The sequence below is a fragment of the Vreelandella sp. V005 genome (genome assembly GCF_052645115.1).
The window spans coordinates 89,287-104,975 of sequence record NZ_JBQXYA010000005.1; the positions used below are offsets into that span (position 1 = coordinate 89,287).

Here is a 15,689-nt window from a genome sequence, read left to right on the forward strand (position 1 = left end):
CGCAAAGTGAATGTGAGATGACATCTGTCAGATAAGTGAGGTCGATTGTATCCTATGCGGGTGTATCCTTGAACGGTAAGCCGATGATAGGAAACCGCATGCGTCGACAAAAGGAGAGGCACCATGAGTGAACAACAGAATGACAATCGCCTACGCGAAGGGTACGAACGTTTGCTGGAGCGTATGCAAGGGGGCGCCAATGAGCTTACCTGGGAGAATTTACAGAAGGATCTGGACGATGCGGTTGAGTTTGAATCGGAGCTTGAAGAGTACACCAAAGACGAGCTAGCGCTGCTGCGCGCCTGGGTAGAGCGCGACCTAAAAGATATGCGCTACTTCATGGCGGATACCGGCAAACAGGTGGCCAGCTGGCTAGGCATTGATATCGACGGGCTTTCTCGCCGCGTGGCGGAATCGCTGCTTTCGATTGCCGACCGTAGCGTGGTAGAGCGCGAACGCTTTGAGGAAGATCTGGAAGCCGCCCGCGCCGACTACTGCGAAGGCGAAATGGCCGCACCCGGTTTAATGGCCTGCACCCACTGTGATGCTCAGGTAATGCTACCCACCGTTGCGCGCCTGGAACCTTGCCATCATTGTGGCCATCGCTACTTCTACCGCTTTCCCAGTAAAATCATTGAGACCTGATTCACTAGGTCACCAGTAAACTGACGCCTGCAATCGCCCCCAGCGAAAGCAGGCTCATTACCGCAGCATACAGCAGGTTATTCTTCATCATGCGATAACCACTTACCCCGTAACGCCCCTGTAGTGAAAGATTGATGCCGGAAAGCGGCCCCACGCTGGTGCCCACCGCCCAAGAGGTTAACGCTACAAACGCAAACACGGTCTGTTCGCCGCCCTGCAAATTGAGGATCGACGCCAGCACCGATACCCCAATAATGGGATGTAAGCCTGCTAGTGCGCTCAAGGTAATCGCCGCAAAGCTAACCATCGCTTGAGGCGCACCAAAGCGGGTGAACAGTGTCCAGTCGCTGCCAGCCGCGGCGGTTACCAGTGTCGAAAGGCCAATGGTTAATAACCCCGCCGCCAAAAACAGCGAAATCTCCCCGCGCATAGCGGGTAACCGCGTGGTGGTGTGCTGACGAATCCGCCGTAGGGTAAATTTGGGCCCATGGGGCAGGTTGCTTAGCAGCGCTACGCTAGGCAGCAAAAAAGTGATAATGCTGACAATGGTAAGGGTAGGGGTGAGCACAAAGTGAAACAGCATCACCAGCGCGGCCATGCCCACCGGCATCAACAGGCTACGCGGCGCCAGTGAATAGCCATCCACCTCGCTAAGATCAAACCGACGACGCAACTCTAGCGTGGTCAACAGCCCGGATAGTATCGCGATGGGAAAGCCGACCACGGCAATTTGCGCATACTCAACCTCAGGCACCAGTGCGATCACCACGCCCATGGAAGCAAAAAAAGGCGACCACAGCGCCGCGCTAGAAAGTCCACGGTTAAGCGCCAACAGCTGTGGTGTGGTCAACGGCCCCCGCCTGGCCAGCTTATCGCCCACCATAAACACGGTAGAAAGATTCAAAATCGTGCCCAGAAAGTGAACTCCTAACCAGGTACTCATCACGCCACAGGGACCGGTAACACGCTTACCTGAAGCCCCCTTATTACCTTGCTTACCAATCAGCGATATAAAGCTAACGCCCACCAGCATCGCCGCCACAAACGAATTGCCCTGTAACATGCTAGGCCAATCCACCTCGGCGCCATACACAAAATGCGCTACCAGCAGCATGCCCGCACCCAGCGCAATCAGAATGGCCGCCTGAATCCGCGAACGTTTAGGAATATCTCGCCACAGCAACACAACCGCCGCCCACAGCAAATAGCTCACCGCATGAGCAGTGCCCAACCAGCCAGTAAAGCCAATAATTTGCGCGATCAAACCAAGCAAAATCAGCACGCCCGCCAAGCGCTGCCGAGGAGTCGTCTCTTGCATGCCAAACCCTTAATAGTGAATTAGCAGGCTAATCGGATTTGCAAAGGAAGGCCAGCAGTAAGCTGAGTAGCTGTTTTTTTGTAGCGCGTGGTAACGAGCAAATAAGGCACCCGCAAAAGCATCGCGCAGCGATGCCAGACCAATGCAACCAACCTTCAGCCTTGTTCAACTAAAATACGACTCATCTTTTTGCATCGCACGTGACTGAATTAAAATTTACGAATAAGGTATGTTTAATGAGTTAGTTATTGTCGCAATTGAAGCGTTTTGACGTAGCCCAAGTGTGCCATAGCGGTAGCGTGGTTTTGCTTCGAGATGTGTAAAACGATGCTTCATTCACATGAATGAAGTCACGTATTCAGCAGCAGTACGTTTTTTTCAGTACGGGGTTACATTCGGGCAGGAGCTTGATTATGAAGGTGTGTGCTGCTCAATTTCGACCAATAGCAGGCGATTTCGACACTAACCTTGCTAAGCATCATGAGCTTATTGAGCTGGCCGTTACCCAGCGAGCAAATGTGTTGTTCTTCCCTGAACTTTCGCTCACAGGGTTCGAACCACGACTCGCTGACTCTCTTGCTATCGAAGTAGACGATCACCGACTTGATCTTTTTCAAGATTGCAGCGATAACCACAACCTAATTATAGGTGTCGGTATGCCGATTGTTGTTGGTTCTGATGTGTATATTGGAATGGTTTGGTTTGCGCCTGGTGAGGCTAGACGCCTATATGCAAAACAACAACTACACTCTGATGAGCGCCCCTACTTCGTTTCGGGGCGTGAGCAGCTTCTGCTAGAGAGTCAGGGCTTCAAATTAACGCCTGCCATCTGTTATGAATCACTTCAAATGGATCATGCTAACGATGCAGCCGCCTTATTTTCTGATATTTATCTCGCTAGTGTTGCAAAACCTATTGGAGGAGTAGCCAAAGCAATGAAGCACTATCCCATTGTGGCGCGAAGTCACAATATGTTTGTAATCATGGCTAACTGTGTCGGGCCGAGTGACGACTTTCTTAGCGTCGGTCAGTCGGCAGCCTGGAACATTCAAGGGGAGCTGCTTGGACAGTTAGATACAGAGTCGGAGGGGGTGATTGTTCTAGATATGTATAGCGGAAGTGCTAGCGTGAAGAAACTTACTAAACAAGCAATGCTCGGGATAGGCGCGCAATTGAAGCGTTGAATGCCCGTAATTGGCATATAATGGGCTTCATATAAATATCCAGGCCAATATTCTTGTCATCTTATTCTCTGATTCATTTCTATTTCCCGTATATCAACAGCACCGCGCTTACGAATCAGCTCCTTGGCAGGCCTTACATGTCGGCTTTTGAAACCAGTCTGCTTTTTTGGCTATTCTGGCTTTTGATGTTTAAACACGATGTAACTGAGATACTGTGAAAGGAGATAAACATGGCATCCATCACACAGCTTCAAGGGGCCTGCCTTTGTGGGATTGTCAGCGTTACTATAGCCAATAAAAGCAACCATATTGGCGTTTGTCACTGCTCAATGTGTAGGAAGTGGGGCGGTGGACCGATGTTTGCGGTTGAGTTTGCCGGTGATGTGGTTTTTAAAGGCTCCGAGCATATATCCATCTTCAGTTCCTCCGATTGGGCCGAGCGTGGTTTCTGCAAGCAGTGCGGCACCCATCTTTTCTATCGCTTAAAGCAGGGTGGGCATTACGCGCTTCCCGTTGGGCTTCTTGATGGCGCGGATGATTGGAAGATAACCGAGCAAATCTTTATCGACCAAAAGCCGCGCTACTATTCACTAGCAGAAAAAACCAAGCAGTTGACCGGTGAAGAAGTGTTCGCCCAGTTTGGTGAATAGGGGGCGGTTCAGAAGGCGTCGAAACAACCCATAGTAGCTCTTCACCAACCCCGGCACCGCTGCGCTGCTTCCGCGGGTGCGCTTCGCTTACCACGCGCTACGAGAACCCATCTATCCAGCTTCGTGCACATACCGTAGCGTGTGGCAACGAGAAAGCGAGTTCTATGAGCGCTACACATAGGGCTTATTTTATAGGGCTCTCACCTCGCGTATTTTCCAGCTCTTCAATCATCATTCGCGCCGCATTGGACAGCGTTCGGTTGGTATGCACCAAGTACCCCAGCGGGCGGTAAATAGGTGGGATGTCTACTTTTAGCTCTACCAGTTCACTGTCGATCATCTTTTCCGGCAGCAGGCTCCAGCCCAAACCAACGCTGCACATCATCTTGAGTGTTTCTAGATAGTTGGTTGCCATGCTAACCGGGAGCTGTAAGCCTGCTTCCGCAAAGCGTTGGGCAATCAGCGAACCGGTAAAGGTTTTGGCGCCGGGCATGACGCAATTAAAGTCACATAGGGCGGCAAGCGATAGCATGTTTTGGCCCCTCTGTGATTGGGTTTTGGCATGCGAGGCAAGTGGATGGTCAGTCGCGCAGGTAAAACAGAGCCGATCACGCCATAACTCGACGACTTGCAGTTGTTCGTGAGGCTGCGGTGCTAGTGTTACCACGGCCATTTCCAACGTGCCATCCAGCACCCCCTGGTAAGCTTGCTCAGAATCCAGAAAGTGCAGGTCGAGCTCGACCTCTGGGTGGCGCTGGGTGTACTGCTTTAATAGCGGTGGTAAACGGTGCAGGCCAATGTGGTGGCTGGTAGCCAGGGTTAATTTACCGCCGACTTGGCCCGAAAGATTAGCTAATGCGCGGCGGCTATCTTCCACGGTCAGTAGAATGCGCCGCGCTTGGGGCAGCAGCACATTACCGGCTTCAGTCAGTGCGATGCGTCGACCTATGCGGTCAAACAGCCGGGTGCCCACCTGGCATTCCAGGGTGGCGATGCGTTTGCTGATGGCCGGCTGGGTAAGGTGAAGCTGCTCCGCTGCGCGTGAGAAGCTTTGGGTATCGGCCACGGCCATAAAAGCTTGGAGGCTTTGAGTATCCACTGAGACTCTCTGATTAGGTATTCCAATATGGAATCTAAACTATGAATAACATGAATTGCTTTTATGCGCGAGTAGCGTGACACTCTTGCTATCGCCATATAAGCAGCACACAGAGGCTGCCATACCGAACTAGCAGGGCACTGCCCGGGAGAGCCACATGTCAGGTCAAACTCTTTACGACAAGCTGTGGAATCAGCACTTGGTCAAGCAGCGTGATGACGGCACCGCGCTGATCTACATCGACCGCCAACTGCTTCACGAAGTGACTTCGCCTCAAGCGTTTGAAGGCCTGCGTTTAGCTAACCGCAAGCCGTGGCGCTTGGATGCCAACTTGGCCACGCCCGATCATAACGTGCCGACGACCATCAAAGAGCGCGCCGAGGGCAACAGCGGTATTAAAGATCCGGTATCGCTGATTCAGGTACAGACCCTGGACGATAACTGCCTTGAGTACGGCATTGAAGAGTTCAAAATCAACGACCCGCGCCAGGGTATCGTGCACGTGGTGGGCCCCGAGCAGGGCGCCACGCTACCGGGCATGACCGTGGTGTGCGGCGACTCCCATACCGCGACTCACGGTGCCTTTGGCGCTTTGGCTCACGGTATCGGTACGTCAGAAGTCGAGCACGTCATGGCGACCCAGTGCCTGCTGGCGCAAAAAATGAAAAACATGCAGGTGCGTGTGGAAGGCGAGCTGGGCCTGGGCGTGACGGCTAAAGACGTAGTGTTGGCGATTATCGGCAAGATCGGAACCGCTGGTGGTACCGGCTACGCCATTGAGTTTGCTGGCAGTGCAATTGCTTCGCTTTCCATGGAAGGGCGCATGACCGTTTGCAACATGGCCATCGAAGCGGGCGCTCGGGTCGGATTGATCGCCGTTGACGACACCACCATTGATTACCTTGGCAAGCGCCCCTTCGCGCCGACCGCGGAGCAGTGGGAAGCCGCCGTGGCAGATTGGCGCAATCTGGTCTCTGACGCCGACGCCGAGTTCGATAAAGTCGTTACCCTCAAAGCCGAAGAGATCGAACCGCAGGTGAGCTGGGGTACCAGCCCGGAAATGGTCACCGGTATATCCGGCCAAGTGCCTGACCCGTTCGCCGCGCTGGATGAAACCGTGCAGCGCAGCCATACCCGCGCGCTGGAGTACATGGGGCTTCACGCCAACCAGAAAATTACCGATATCAAGCTGGATAAAATCTTTATCGGCTCTTGCACCAATTCGCGGATTGAAGATTTGCGCGAAGCCGCCAAAGTTGCCAAAGGTAAAAAAGTGGCAGATTCCATCAAGCTGGCCATGGTGGTGCCGGGGTCTGGTTTGGTGAAGCGTCAAGCGGAAGCGGAAGGCTTGGATAAAATCTTTATTGAAGCAGGCTTCGAATGGCGCGAGCCGGGTTGCTCCATGTGCTTGGCCATGAACGCGGATAAGCTGGGCGCGGGTGAACACTGCGCCTCTACCTCTAACCGCAACTTTGAAGGGCGCCAAGGTTACGGCGGCCGCACGCATTTGGTCAGCCCAGCGATGGCCGCTGCTGCTGCTATCGCCGGTCACTTTGTCGATGTTCGCACCCTACCCGCTAACGATGCCACGCACGCGCAGGAGGCCTAAGTCATGAAAAAATTTACCCGTTTTGAAGGCGTGGTAGCGCCCCTTGACCGCGCCAACGTCGACACCGATTTGATTATTCCCAAGCAGTTTTTGAAGTCGATCAAGCGTACCGGCTTTGGCGTTAACCTGTTTGACGAACTGCGCTACTTGGATGAAGGCCAGCCGGGGCAAGACTGCTCACAGCGTCCGCTGAATCCTGATTTCGTCTTGAATCAACCACGCTATAACGGCGCTGAAGTGTTACTGGCTCGGCGCAACTTTGGCTGCGGCAGCTCGCGTGAGCACGCGCCTTGGGCGCTGGAAGATTTCGGTTTAAAGGTGGTGATTGCGCCTAGCTTTGCCGATATCTTCTACAACAACTCGTTCAAGAACGGCATTTTGCTGATTACCTTCCCAGAAGAGGTGATCGATCGCCTGTTTGCCGAAGTGAACGCCAATGAAGGCTACCAGTTGGATGTGGACTTGGAGCATCAGCGGGTCATTTCCCCCAGCGGCGAAATTTTAGAGTTTGAAGTAGATGAGTTTCGCAAACACTGCTTGCTGGAAGGGCTCGACGATATTGGCCTGACGCTAAAAGACGAAGACGCCATTCGCACTTTTGAGCAGAAGCATAAAGCCGCACGCCCCTGGTTGTTCCGGCAGTCTGCGTAAGCCAGTCTTCAACTATTAAATGCTAAGGATTAAGCATGACGCATAAGGTTTTATTGTTGCCGGGTGACGGTATTGGCCCTGAGATTGCTGCTCAAGCGGCACGCTTGTTGAAAGCGTGCCAAGAAGCAGGCTTGGATATTGAAGTAGAAGAGGCCTTGGTGGGCGGCTCTGCCTATGATGTCCATGGCGAGCCGCTGCCCGCAGAAACGCTGGAAAAAGCCAAAGCGGCCAGCGCTATTTTGCTGGGCGCGGTGGGCGGTCCCAAGTGGGACAAAATCGAAGACCTCTCCAAGCGTCCTGAAAAGGGCTTGCTCGGCCTGCGTAAAAACCTGGGTTTGTTCGGTAATTTGCGCCCGGCGATGCTTTATCCGCAGTTGGCTAGCGCCTCTAGCCTAAAGCCTGAACTGGTTGCCGGGCTGGATATTATGATCGTTCGCGAACTCACCGGCGGGATCTACTTCGGCCAGCCCCGTGGCATCGAAGAGCGCAACGGCGAGCGGGTGGGATTTAACACCTATATCTACTCGGAAAGCGAAATTGAGCGCATTGGTCGCGTGGCGTTTGAAATGGCCCAAAAGCGCGGTAAAAAGCTCTGCTCGGTCGATAAAGCCAACGTGCTAGAAGTCACTATTCTGTGGCGTGAAGTGATGGAGCGTTTGGCGCCAGAATACCCTGACGTCGAGCTTTCCCACATGTACGTCGATAACGCCGCGATGCAGTTAGTGCGCGCACCCAAGCAATTTGACGTGGTGGTGACGGGCAACATGTTTGGCGACATTCTATCTGACGCCGCCGCGATGCTGACCGGCTCCATCGGTATGTTGCCTTCCGCGTCGCTAAACGAAAGCGGGCAGGGCATGTACGAGCCTTGCCATGGCAGCGCGCCGGATATTGCTGGTCAGAATGTAGCGAATCCTTTAGCCATGATGCTCTCGGTGGCCATGATGCTGCGCTATTCGCTGAATGAGAATGCTCTGTCGGAGCGTATTGAAGCAGCCGTTGGCAGCGTGCTGGATAATGGGCTGCGTACCGCTGATATCGCCTCCGAAGGCATGCAGACTATCGGCACCGACGCCATGGGCGATGCGGTATTGGCGGCGTTTGCTAAGCAATGAGTGACATCTACGGGCTACTCCGGCGCCCTTATTTACTCAGCCATTATCATTGGACAGTTCAGTGTGGCTTCAAATTCACCGTAAAGAAGTGTGTATAATAGGGTGACTCATTCTTTGCAGGAGGACTTCATATGTTGAAAGTCGGTTTCGTGGGATGGCGCGGCATGGTGGGCTCTGTACTCATGCAGCGCATGCTGGAAGATGGTGATTTTAACGGTATTGAACCGGTCTTCTTCACTACTTCTCAGGTTGGCCAGCCCGGCCCCGATATCGGTGTCGACGTACCTCCGCTGAAAGATGCCTTTGATATCGAAGCGCTCAAAGCGTTGGATGTCATCGTGACCTGCCAGGGCGGTGACTACACAAAGCCGGTCTATAAAGATCTACGTAACGCAGGCTGGAAAGGCTACTGGATTGACGCCGCCAGCACCCTGCGTATGGAAGATGAAGCGACAATCGTGCTGGATCCGGTCAACCGCAAGGTGATCGATGATCAGCTAGCCAAGGGCGCTAAAACGTTTGTTGGCGGCAACTGCACCGTGAGCTTGATGCTCATGGGCCTTGGCGGCCTGTTTGAAGCCGATATGATCGAGTGGATGACCTCCATGACCTATCAGGCGGCTTCTGGCTCTGGCGCAAAACATATGCGTGAGCTGCTCAATCAAATGGGCCAGTTAAACGACAGCGTTGGCGAAGAGCTGAAAGATACTTCCAGCGCAATTCTGGATATCGACCGCAAGGTAACGGCTGCCATGCACGGTGGTGAATTCCCCATTGATAACTTCGCCGCACCGCTGGCAGGCAGTTTGCTCCCTTGGATCGATACCAAACTGGAGAATGGCCAAAGCCGTGAAGAGTGGAAGGGTAGTGTCGAGACCAACAAGATTCTCGGTCTCGGCAACAATCCGATCCCCATTGACGGCCTATGTGTCCGTATCGGCGCCATGCGCTCACACAGCCAGGCGTTCACCATTAAGCTCAAGCACGATGTTCCGCTGGATGAGATCGAAGATCGCATCGCCAAGCATAACGAGTGGGTCAAGCTGGTGCCGAACGATAAGGATGCCACCATTGCGGGCCTGACTCCTGCGGTGGCGACCGGCACGCTGCAAGTGCCGATCGGTCGTCTGCGTAAAATGCAAATGGGGGGTGAATACCTCTCTGCGTTTAGCGTAGGTGACCAGTTGTTGTGGGGTGCTGCTGAACCGTTGAAGCGGATGCTGAAAATCCTCCGCGAACAGTAATGGTTCATGGTAGTGCGCTAGTCGAAAGCGGGAAGCTGTTAGCAGCTTCCCGTTTTTTTTCGCAGTTATTATTCATCAAGGTGGGAAAAGCGGCTTTATTTCGTTAAGTTATAATAAAAAAGACGTAATACAATAAGCTTGCGACCATAGTACTTGCGACCATAGTAAAAAAGTAAGTAAGCGATCAGGGAACATTCATGAAAAAGACACTGACATGGATTACATGGCTCTCGTTGAGTGCAGTGAGTCCTTTTGCGCTAGCCGTTGGGCTGGGGCAGGCGAGTGTCGGCTCGTATCTGAATGCGCCTTTAAACGCCTCGATACCGCTGCTAAATAGCGGCGGCTATGCCATTGACGAACTCCGCGTTAGCGTTGCCGAACCGGCAGATTTCGCCGCAGCAGGCCTTGAGTGGACGCCACTCGCCGCAAGTGTTCGTGCTCAGGTGGTTGAACAACAGGGGCAACGTCAGGTGCGCTTAAGTTCTGGCCAAACGATGCAAGAGCCTTGGCTGGATCTGCTGCTTGCGGTTGAGTTTCCAGATGGGCAGCAGCTTCGCGATGTAACTTTGTTGTTTGATCCCCCCGGCTATTCCCAGCAGAGCCAAGCGCAAACGGCTGCTCCAGTTGCGAGCTATGCTGCTTCGACTGCACCTTCTGAAGCGAGCACTGTGCCGCCAGCATCTTCAAACGCTCGTGAGCAGGGCCGTGAGAACAGCAGTGCCAACAGTCTTAATAACAATCGTAACAACAGCCGCAACAGTAACAGCGGCGCTTATGTGGGCAGTGGCGATACGTTATGGAGCGTTGCCGAGCGCACTAAGCCTGATGAAGTGAGCGTGCAGCAGATGATGGTTGCGCTGCTGGAGGCGAATCCTGACGTCTTTCCATCCGGTAATATCAATGACATGCGTGCAGGGCAAACGTTGCGCGTGCCCGATCGTGAACGTGTGATGGCGCGCTCGCACAGCGATGCCGATGCGGCTATTCAAGCGATGAATGAAGCTTGGCGCGCCCGCCGTAATGGCACGCCTCAGGCAGTGCCATTACCTGGCATTGAAGCTGATATCATTTCAGACTCCGCTATCGCCGCTAGCACGGCCCTTGAAGAGCCTGCCCTCGAGGAAAGCGACGCGCCAGAGCCCGACAACGCGCTTGCGGCGGGCGGCGCTGAGCTAAGTGAGCCAGCAGCGGACGAGGCAGCAACAGGCGATCAGGTCGCGCTGGCGGCGGCTGCCGACGAACCCGAGGCGCTAACCCAGGCAGAATTAACCGAACAGTTGCGCCTAAGCCAAGCGATGCTTCAGCAAGTGCTGGATGAGCGCGAATTAATGCGCGCTGAGCTTAACGCGCTGCGTGTGGAAGTTGCTTCGCTGAATCAAGCGTTAAGTGAGGCGTTGGCTGCACAAGCGCAGTCGCCAGAAACTGACCCACAGCCACTGGCTGCCAGCATGGAGGAAAACCAAAGTGTAGCGGCGTTCGTTGAACGCTATCAATGGCCGCTGGCGCTAGCAGGCATTGCTCTACTTCTGGCGCTATTGGTGTGGTTGCGTAAGCGGCGCGAGAATAACTGGGAAGATGTCCCCCCGCTTGCAGAACCCGTCGTAAACCCAACGGTTTCCCCGCGTGCCGCCACCACTGCCGCTCCTACGTCAACGCCTGTTCCTGAGGCTATGCCGTTTACCGCTACGTACCCCATTCATGCCAATGAAGAGAATATCAGCGCCCCGGTTAGCAAAAGCGAGCCGCCAACATCGAATGACGCATCGCCCGATATTGCTTACCCCAACACGGTATCAGCATCGGATACTGATCAGTGGCTTCTCGATGAGCATGAACAAACGATTGAGCGAGATGGCACGCCTAGCTATGAAACTAGCTATGAAAAAAGCCAAGCCGCCGGGTTGGCTGAACAAGGGCGTCAGCGCCGTTTAGGTCTGCATGTGGCGCCGACTAACGGCGCCGAACAGATATCGCTAGCGCCGCCCCCAAGCCCTGAGCCCATGCGTGATATGTTGGCTGCTCTCGCTGGCAGTTCTGATGTTCCGCTGGGTGAGCCGACGGCGCTGAATAACGCTACACAGCATAACGCTATACAACCGTCAGCGCCCGACCATCTATCGCCCACTGAGGCCGAACATCGCTTCATCGATTACCACCCGCCCACCTTAACCAAACCAGTGAGCAGCCATGCTGGCCTGCGCCATGAAACGCCACAGCAGCCTACCGTTGATTTCGCCACTGAAAGCCCTTCCGCCCCTGCCAAAAAAAAACGTCGACTACCGGAAGATGAGTGGGAAATTGAAGAGGTAGCATTCAAGCCGCGAGGCCTGGATAATAGCGAACCTTCAAAATCTTCAAAATGATGTGGCTTGATGACGCTGTTTTATCACTTCGATGAGAAAATTCCGCTAACGGGTCGTTTGGCAATGGGCGTCGAATACGACGGTACCCATTACTGCGGCTTCCAGCGCCTTAAGCACGCCGCATCGGTTCAGGCATCGTTAGAGGCCGCCTTGGCTAAGGTGGCCAATGAGCCCATTCGCGTGCATGCCAGTGGCCGCACCGATTCTGGCGTGCACGCAACCCGGCAAATCGTCCATTTTGATCCGCCCGTCGGGCGTTCTGAAAAAGCGTGGATATTTGGCGCCAATACCCATTTGCCCCGGGATGTGGCTGTGCGCTGGGTCAAGCCAGTAGGCGATGACTTCCACTCTCGCCTGTGTGCCCTTGGCCGTCGCTATCGCTACGTGCTGCTGAACCAGATTAGCCGCCCGGTGCTAGAGCGCGCCAATGTGACCTGGTGTCGTGACCCATTAGATGCCGATGCCATGCATCGAGCGGCCCAAGCGCTGGTAGGGGAACATGACTTTTCAAGCTTTCGTGCCGCTGGCTGCCAGTCAAAAACGCCCTGGCGGCATTTGCATTTTATCGATGTGAAGCGCTACGGCCAGCTAGTCATGATCGACATTCAAGGCAACGCTTTTTTACACCACATGATCCGAAATATTGCCGGTGCACTGGTGAGTGTTGGGCGCGGCAGTCAAAGTGAAGCGTATATGGGTGAACTTTTAGCGCTTAAGAACCGTCGCAAAGGGGATGTGACGGCACCGGCTTGCGGTCTTCACTTCGTTGATTCGGTTTATGATGAGCGCTTTGAACTGCCCAAAGAGCCATTAGGGCCGCAATTGCTCGCTTTTACCGGCGAGTGGACAGGTGAGCGCGAGATTCCCGATACGCCACGGGTTGCCTATCGTCGAAACCGGTCATTAATCAATGCGGCCAATAGCCCTGAACAGGAGGCGTCTTCATGAATGATATGCCCCGAACCCGAACACGCGTTAAGTTCTGCGGTTTTACCTGCGTTGAAGATATTGACCGCGCCGTGGCGCTGGGGGTGGATGCCTTAGGCTTTGTGATGTGGCCAAACAGTTCGCGTGGTCTGGATGTCGAGCAATTGGCGATGCTTTCGGCGCGCGTGCCAGCATTTGTGACCCGTGTGGGGCTGTTTGTGGATCAACCGGCGGAACTGATCGAGCGCTGCCTTCCCTATCTGGATATGCTCCAGTTTCATGGCAGCGAGTCTCCTGAGGAGTGCCAGCGTTACTCGCTTCCCTGGATGAAAGCTCTGCGTATGCGCGATGAAATCGACCTAACGCACGAAGCTGAGCGCTATCAAGGTGCTCAGGCGCTCCTGTTAGATGCCTATCGGCCGGGGATGCCGGGCGGCACCGGAGAAACCTTTGATTGGTCTAGAATCCCCGCAAATCTCGCAAAACCTGTTATTCTCGCCGGTGGGTTAAGCGCTGATAACATTGTCACCGCGGTGCGACAAGTAGCGCCTTATGCGGTGGATGTCTCCGGTGGCATCGAAGCCACCCCCGGTTGTAAAGATGCCGCCAAGATGGCCTCTTTTGTGCGCCATGTGGCGTTAGCTGACGCCGGTTAGAATTCGTACGCAGCTTTTGGTCACTTTATCGAGCTGCGTTTTACACTGATCATTTATTGTTTGCCTGTTCTGGCGATCTTGTGAGGTATCACTGTGACTGTTTCTGCGACGCCTGCTCCAAAGACGAAGTTCAGCGACCTGACCCGAATGCCGGATGCCCGCGGCCATTTTGGCCCCTATGGCGGTCGGTTTGTGTCAGAAACCCTCAGCTTCGCCTTAGAAGAGCTGGAAAAAACCTACGCCAGCCTGCGTGATGACCCCGATTTCCAAGCGGAGTTTGACTACGATCTTGCCCACTATGTGGGGCGCCCATCACCGCTTTACCACGCCAAGCGCTGGTCGGAGAGCCTGGGGGGCGCTCAGATTTGGTTAAAGCGTGAAGACCTGAACCACACTGGTGCTCACAAGGTAAACAACACCATTGGCCAGGCACTACTGGCCAAGAAAGCCGGTAAGCCGCGCATTATTGCTGAAACCGGCGCGGGCCAGCATGGCGTTGCCTCGGCCACAGTGGCTGCTCGCCTCGGACTTGAGTGCGATGTTTACATGGGGGCGGCAGATGTACAGCGTCAGAAACTGAACGTTTATCGTATGCACCTGCTGGGGGCCCGCGTCATTCCCGTTGAGTCGGGTACTCGCACCCTCAAAGACGCCATGAACGAAGCACTGCGCGACTGGGTCACCAATGTGGATACCACGTTCTACATTATTGGTACCGTGGCAGGCCCACACCCGTACCCATTGCTGGTGCGTGACTTTAACGCGGTGGTGGGGCGTGAAGCGCGCCGCCAGTCGCTGGAGCAGATCGGCCGTTTGCCAGACGCACTGATTGCTTGTGTTGGGGGCGGTTCGAACGCTCTGGGTCTGTTTTATCCGTTTGTGGAAGATGATGATGTTGCCATGTATGGCGTCGAAGCCGGTGGCGATGGCGTGGCTACTGGGCGCCATGCGGCACCGCTGGCCTCCAATGCCCCACGGGGGGTATTGCACGGCAACCGTACTTATTTAATGTCCGATGAAGCTGGCCAAGTATCCGATACCCACTCCATTTCGGCAGGCCTCGATTATCCAGGCGTAGGTCCCGAGCATGCGCTCTGGAAGGACGTTGGCCGAGTGAGCTATGTGACGGCCAATGATAAGGAAGTGCTGGAAGCGTTTCGCGAGTTGACACACATGGAAGGCATCATGCCTGCCTTGGAGTCCGCCCATGCGTTGGCCCATGCCAAGGTGTTGGCACCGACGATGCGCCCTGACCAACATATTGTGGTCAACCTTTCCGGGCGCGGCGATAAAGACATCATGACAGTGGCCAAGATTGATGGCATTGAATTTTAAGGGCAGCTTTTTTAAGGGTAAGCATGAACCGTATTGATCAGCGTTTCAGTGAACTTAAACAGCAGGGCCGCAAGGCCCTGATCCCTTACATCACCGCAGGGGACCCGGCTCCGCACTATACCGTGGGCTTTATGCACGCATTGGTCGATGCGGGGGCTGATGTGATTGAGCTCGGCGTGCCTTTTTCTGATCCAATGGCCGATGGCCCAGTGATTCAGAAAGCCTGCGAACGGGCGTTGAAGCAAGGCACGCGGCTGGTTGATCTGCTGCAAATGGTCAAAGAGTTTCGCCAAACCGATACGACTACGCCCGTGGTGCTGATGGGGTACTTGAATCCTATCGAACGGATTGGCTATGAAAGTTTTGCCGATCAAGCTGCCAGTGTCGGGGTTGACGGCGTATTGATTGTTGATATGCCGCCCGAAGAAGCCGAAGAAATCGGTCCACTTCTAAAATCACGCGATTTAGCAGCAATTTTTCTTGTTGCGCCTACCACTTCCCACCAGCGTGCCGCTACAATATGCGGCCACGGCGAAGGCTATCTATACTATGTCTCGCTGAAAGGCGTAACAGGCGCTGCCACTTTGAATGCCGCTGATGTTGCCGAGCATTTGGCTCCACTGCGTGAAATGACCGATTTGCCGCTGTGTGTTGGTTTCGGTATCCGCGATGGCGTGACTGCTGCGGAAGTGGCTAAAGTCGCTGACGGTGTCATTGTCGGTAGCGCTTTGGTTAACCGAATAGCTGAAAGCCTAGATGCGCCGGAAACCATTGCGGGCCAGTTGAAAAGTGTATTAGCAGAAATGCGCACCGCGATGGATGCTTAGAACGCGTCGCTTAGCGCCTTTATTAGTAGATTGACGACACTCATCAAGCCTGGTTATGCCGGGCGT

14 protein-coding genes are annotated in these 15,689 nt (G+C 54.4%); 12 read left to right on the forward strand and 2 right to left on the reverse strand.

The window, feature by feature from the left end; all coding sequences use genetic code 11:
- Positions 1 to 123: 123 nt before the first annotated feature.
- The gene (locus tag ACUN8H_RS13000) at positions 124 to 645 is read left to right on the forward strand and encodes a zinc ribbon-containing protein (RefSeq protein WP_445532505.1); all 522 of its coding nucleotides are present in this window, start codon (positions 124 to 126) and stop codon (positions 643 to 645) included.
- Between the two features lie 4 nt (positions 646 to 649).
- Here ACUN8H_RS13000 and ACUN8H_RS13005 read toward each other — a convergent pair whose 3' ends face one another.
- The gene (locus ACUN8H_RS13005; RefSeq protein ID WP_445532506.1) at positions 650 to 1,963 is read right to left on the reverse strand and encodes a hypothetical protein; all 1,314 of its coding nucleotides are present in this window, start codon (positions 1,961 to 1,963) and stop codon (positions 650 to 652) included.
- A 413-nt stretch (positions 1,964 to 2,376) separates the two neighbouring features.
- On the opposite strand from ACUN8H_RS13005, the gene ACUN8H_RS13010 reads away from it, so the two are divergent.
- Both ACUN8H_RS13010 and ACUN8H_RS13015 read left to right on the forward strand, forming a co-directional pair.
- Entirely contained in the window at positions 2,377 to 3,147 is a 771-nt protein-coding gene (locus ACUN8H_RS13010; protein ID WP_445532507.1) for a carbon-nitrogen hydrolase family protein, read from the forward strand.
- A 230-nt stretch (positions 3,148 to 3,377) separates the two neighbouring features.
- Positions 3,378 to 3,797 carry a GFA family protein gene (locus ACUN8H_RS13015; RefSeq protein ID WP_445532508.1) on the forward strand — a complete coding sequence of 140 codons (420 nt, stop codon included), beginning with the start codon at positions 3,378 to 3,380 and terminating at the stop codon, positions 3,795 to 3,797.
- Positions 3,798 to 3,981: 184 nt separating this feature from the next.
- Here ACUN8H_RS13015 and ACUN8H_RS13020 read toward each other — a convergent pair whose 3' ends face one another.
- Positions 3,982 to 4,896, reverse strand: a complete 915-nt coding sequence (locus ACUN8H_RS13020) for a LysR family transcriptional regulator (protein WP_445532509.1) — start codon at positions 4,894 to 4,896, stop codon at positions 3,982 to 3,984.
- 157 nt (positions 4,897 to 5,053) lie between these two features.
- Here ACUN8H_RS13020 and leuC point away from each other — a divergent pair, with 157 nt between their 5' ends.
- The 9 genes from leuC (at position 5,054) to trpA (ending at position 15,623) form a co-directional block, all read left to right on the forward strand.
- Positions 5,054 to 6,505, forward strand: a complete 1,452-nt coding sequence (leuC, locus tag ACUN8H_RS13025) for a 3-isopropylmalate dehydratase large subunit (RefSeq protein ID WP_445532510.1) — start codon at positions 5,054 to 5,056, stop codon at positions 6,503 to 6,505.
- Positions 6,506 to 6,508: 3 nt separating this feature from the next.
- Positions 6,509 to 7,156: a 3-isopropylmalate dehydratase small subunit gene (gene leuD / locus ACUN8H_RS13030; protein ID WP_445532511.1), complete on the forward strand. Its 648-nt coding sequence runs from the start codon at positions 6,509 to 6,511 to the stop codon at positions 7,154 to 7,156.
- A gap of 35 nt (positions 7,157 to 7,191) precedes the next feature.
- Positions 7,192 to 8,271: a 3-isopropylmalate dehydrogenase gene (leuB, locus tag ACUN8H_RS13035; protein WP_445532512.1), complete on the forward strand. Its 1,080-nt coding sequence runs from the start codon at positions 7,192 to 7,194 to the stop codon at positions 8,269 to 8,271.
- Positions 8,272 to 8,402: 131 nt separating this feature from the next.
- On the forward strand, positions 8,403 to 9,515 hold the full coding sequence (asd, locus tag ACUN8H_RS13040) for an aspartate-semialdehyde dehydrogenase (protein ID WP_445532513.1): 1,113 nt from the start codon (positions 8,403 to 8,405) through the stop codon (positions 9,513 to 9,515).
- Between the two features lie 197 nt (positions 9,516 to 9,712).
- Complete coding sequence (locus tag ACUN8H_RS13045; RefSeq protein ID WP_445532514.1) at positions 9,713 to 11,878, forward strand: type IV pilus assembly protein FimV; 2,166 nt, start codon at positions 9,713 to 9,715, stop codon at positions 11,876 to 11,878.
- Positions 11,879 to 11,887: 9 nt separating this feature from the next.
- Positions 11,888 to 12,826, forward strand: coding sequence for a tRNA pseudouridine(38-40) synthase TruA (gene truA / locus ACUN8H_RS13050; protein ID WP_445532515.1), 939 nt, complete (start codon positions 11,888 to 11,890; stop codon positions 12,824 to 12,826).
- Positions 12,823 to 13,461 carry a phosphoribosylanthranilate isomerase gene (locus tag ACUN8H_RS13055; protein WP_445532516.1) on the forward strand — a complete coding sequence of 213 codons (639 nt, stop codon included), beginning with the start codon at positions 12,823 to 12,825 and terminating at the stop codon, positions 13,459 to 13,461. Before truA ends, ACUN8H_RS13055 begins: the two co-directional genes overlap by 4 nt.
- 147 nt (positions 13,462 to 13,608) lie before the next feature.
- Complete coding sequence (gene trpB, locus ACUN8H_RS13060) at positions 13,609 to 14,796, forward strand: tryptophan synthase subunit beta (RefSeq protein ID WP_445532620.1); 1,188 nt, start codon at positions 13,609 to 13,611, stop codon at positions 14,794 to 14,796.
- 23 nt (positions 14,797 to 14,819) lie between these two features.
- Entirely contained in the window at positions 14,820 to 15,623 is an 804-nt protein-coding gene (gene trpA, locus ACUN8H_RS13065) for a tryptophan synthase subunit alpha (protein WP_445532517.1), read from the forward strand.
- Positions 15,624 to 15,689: the final 66 nt, after the last annotated feature.

Bases quoted from the DNA above. Each gene is read 5' to 3' on its own strand.
- trpA (WP_445532517.1), top strand. From the start codon at position 14,820: ATGAACCGTATTGATCAGCGTTTCAGTGAACTTAAACAGCAGGGCCGC.
- asd (WP_445532513.1), top strand. From the start codon at position 8,403: ATGTTGAAAGTCGGTTTCGTGGGATGGCGCGGCATGGTGGGCTCTGTA.
- ACUN8H_RS13055 (WP_445532516.1), top strand. From the start codon at position 12,823: ATGAATGATATGCCCCGAACCCGAACACGCGTTAAGTTCTGCGGTTTT.
- trpB (WP_445532620.1), top strand. From the start codon at position 13,609: ATGCCGGATGCCCGCGGCCATTTTGGCCCCTATGGCGGTCGGTTTGTG.
- truA (WP_445532515.1), top strand. From the start codon at position 11,888: ATGACGCTGTTTTATCACTTCGATGAGAAAATTCCGCTAACGGGTCGT.
- ACUN8H_RS13000 (WP_445532505.1), top strand. From the start codon at position 124: ATGAGTGAACAACAGAATGACAATCGCCTACGCGAAGGGTACGAACGT.
- ACUN8H_RS13010 (WP_445532507.1), top strand. From the start codon at position 2,377: ATGAAGGTGTGTGCTGCTCAATTTCGACCAATAGCAGGCGATTTCGAC.
- leuD (WP_445532511.1), top strand. From the start codon at position 6,509: ATGAAAAAATTTACCCGTTTTGAAGGCGTGGTAGCGCCCCTTGACCGC.
- ACUN8H_RS13005 (WP_445532506.1), bottom strand. From the start codon at position 1,963: ATGCAAGAGACGACTCCTCGGCAGCGCTTGGCGGGCGTGCTGATTTTG.
- leuC (WP_445532510.1), top strand. From the start codon at position 5,054: ATGTCAGGTCAAACTCTTTACGACAAGCTGTGGAATCAGCACTTGGTC.
- leuB (WP_445532512.1), top strand. From the start codon at position 7,192: ATGACGCATAAGGTTTTATTGTTGCCGGGTGACGGTATTGGCCCTGAG.
- ACUN8H_RS13015 (WP_445532508.1), top strand. From the start codon at position 3,378: ATGGCATCCATCACACAGCTTCAAGGGGCCTGCCTTTGTGGGATTGTC.
- ACUN8H_RS13045 (WP_445532514.1), top strand. From the start codon at position 9,713: ATGAAAAAGACACTGACATGGATTACATGGCTCTCGTTGAGTGCAGTG.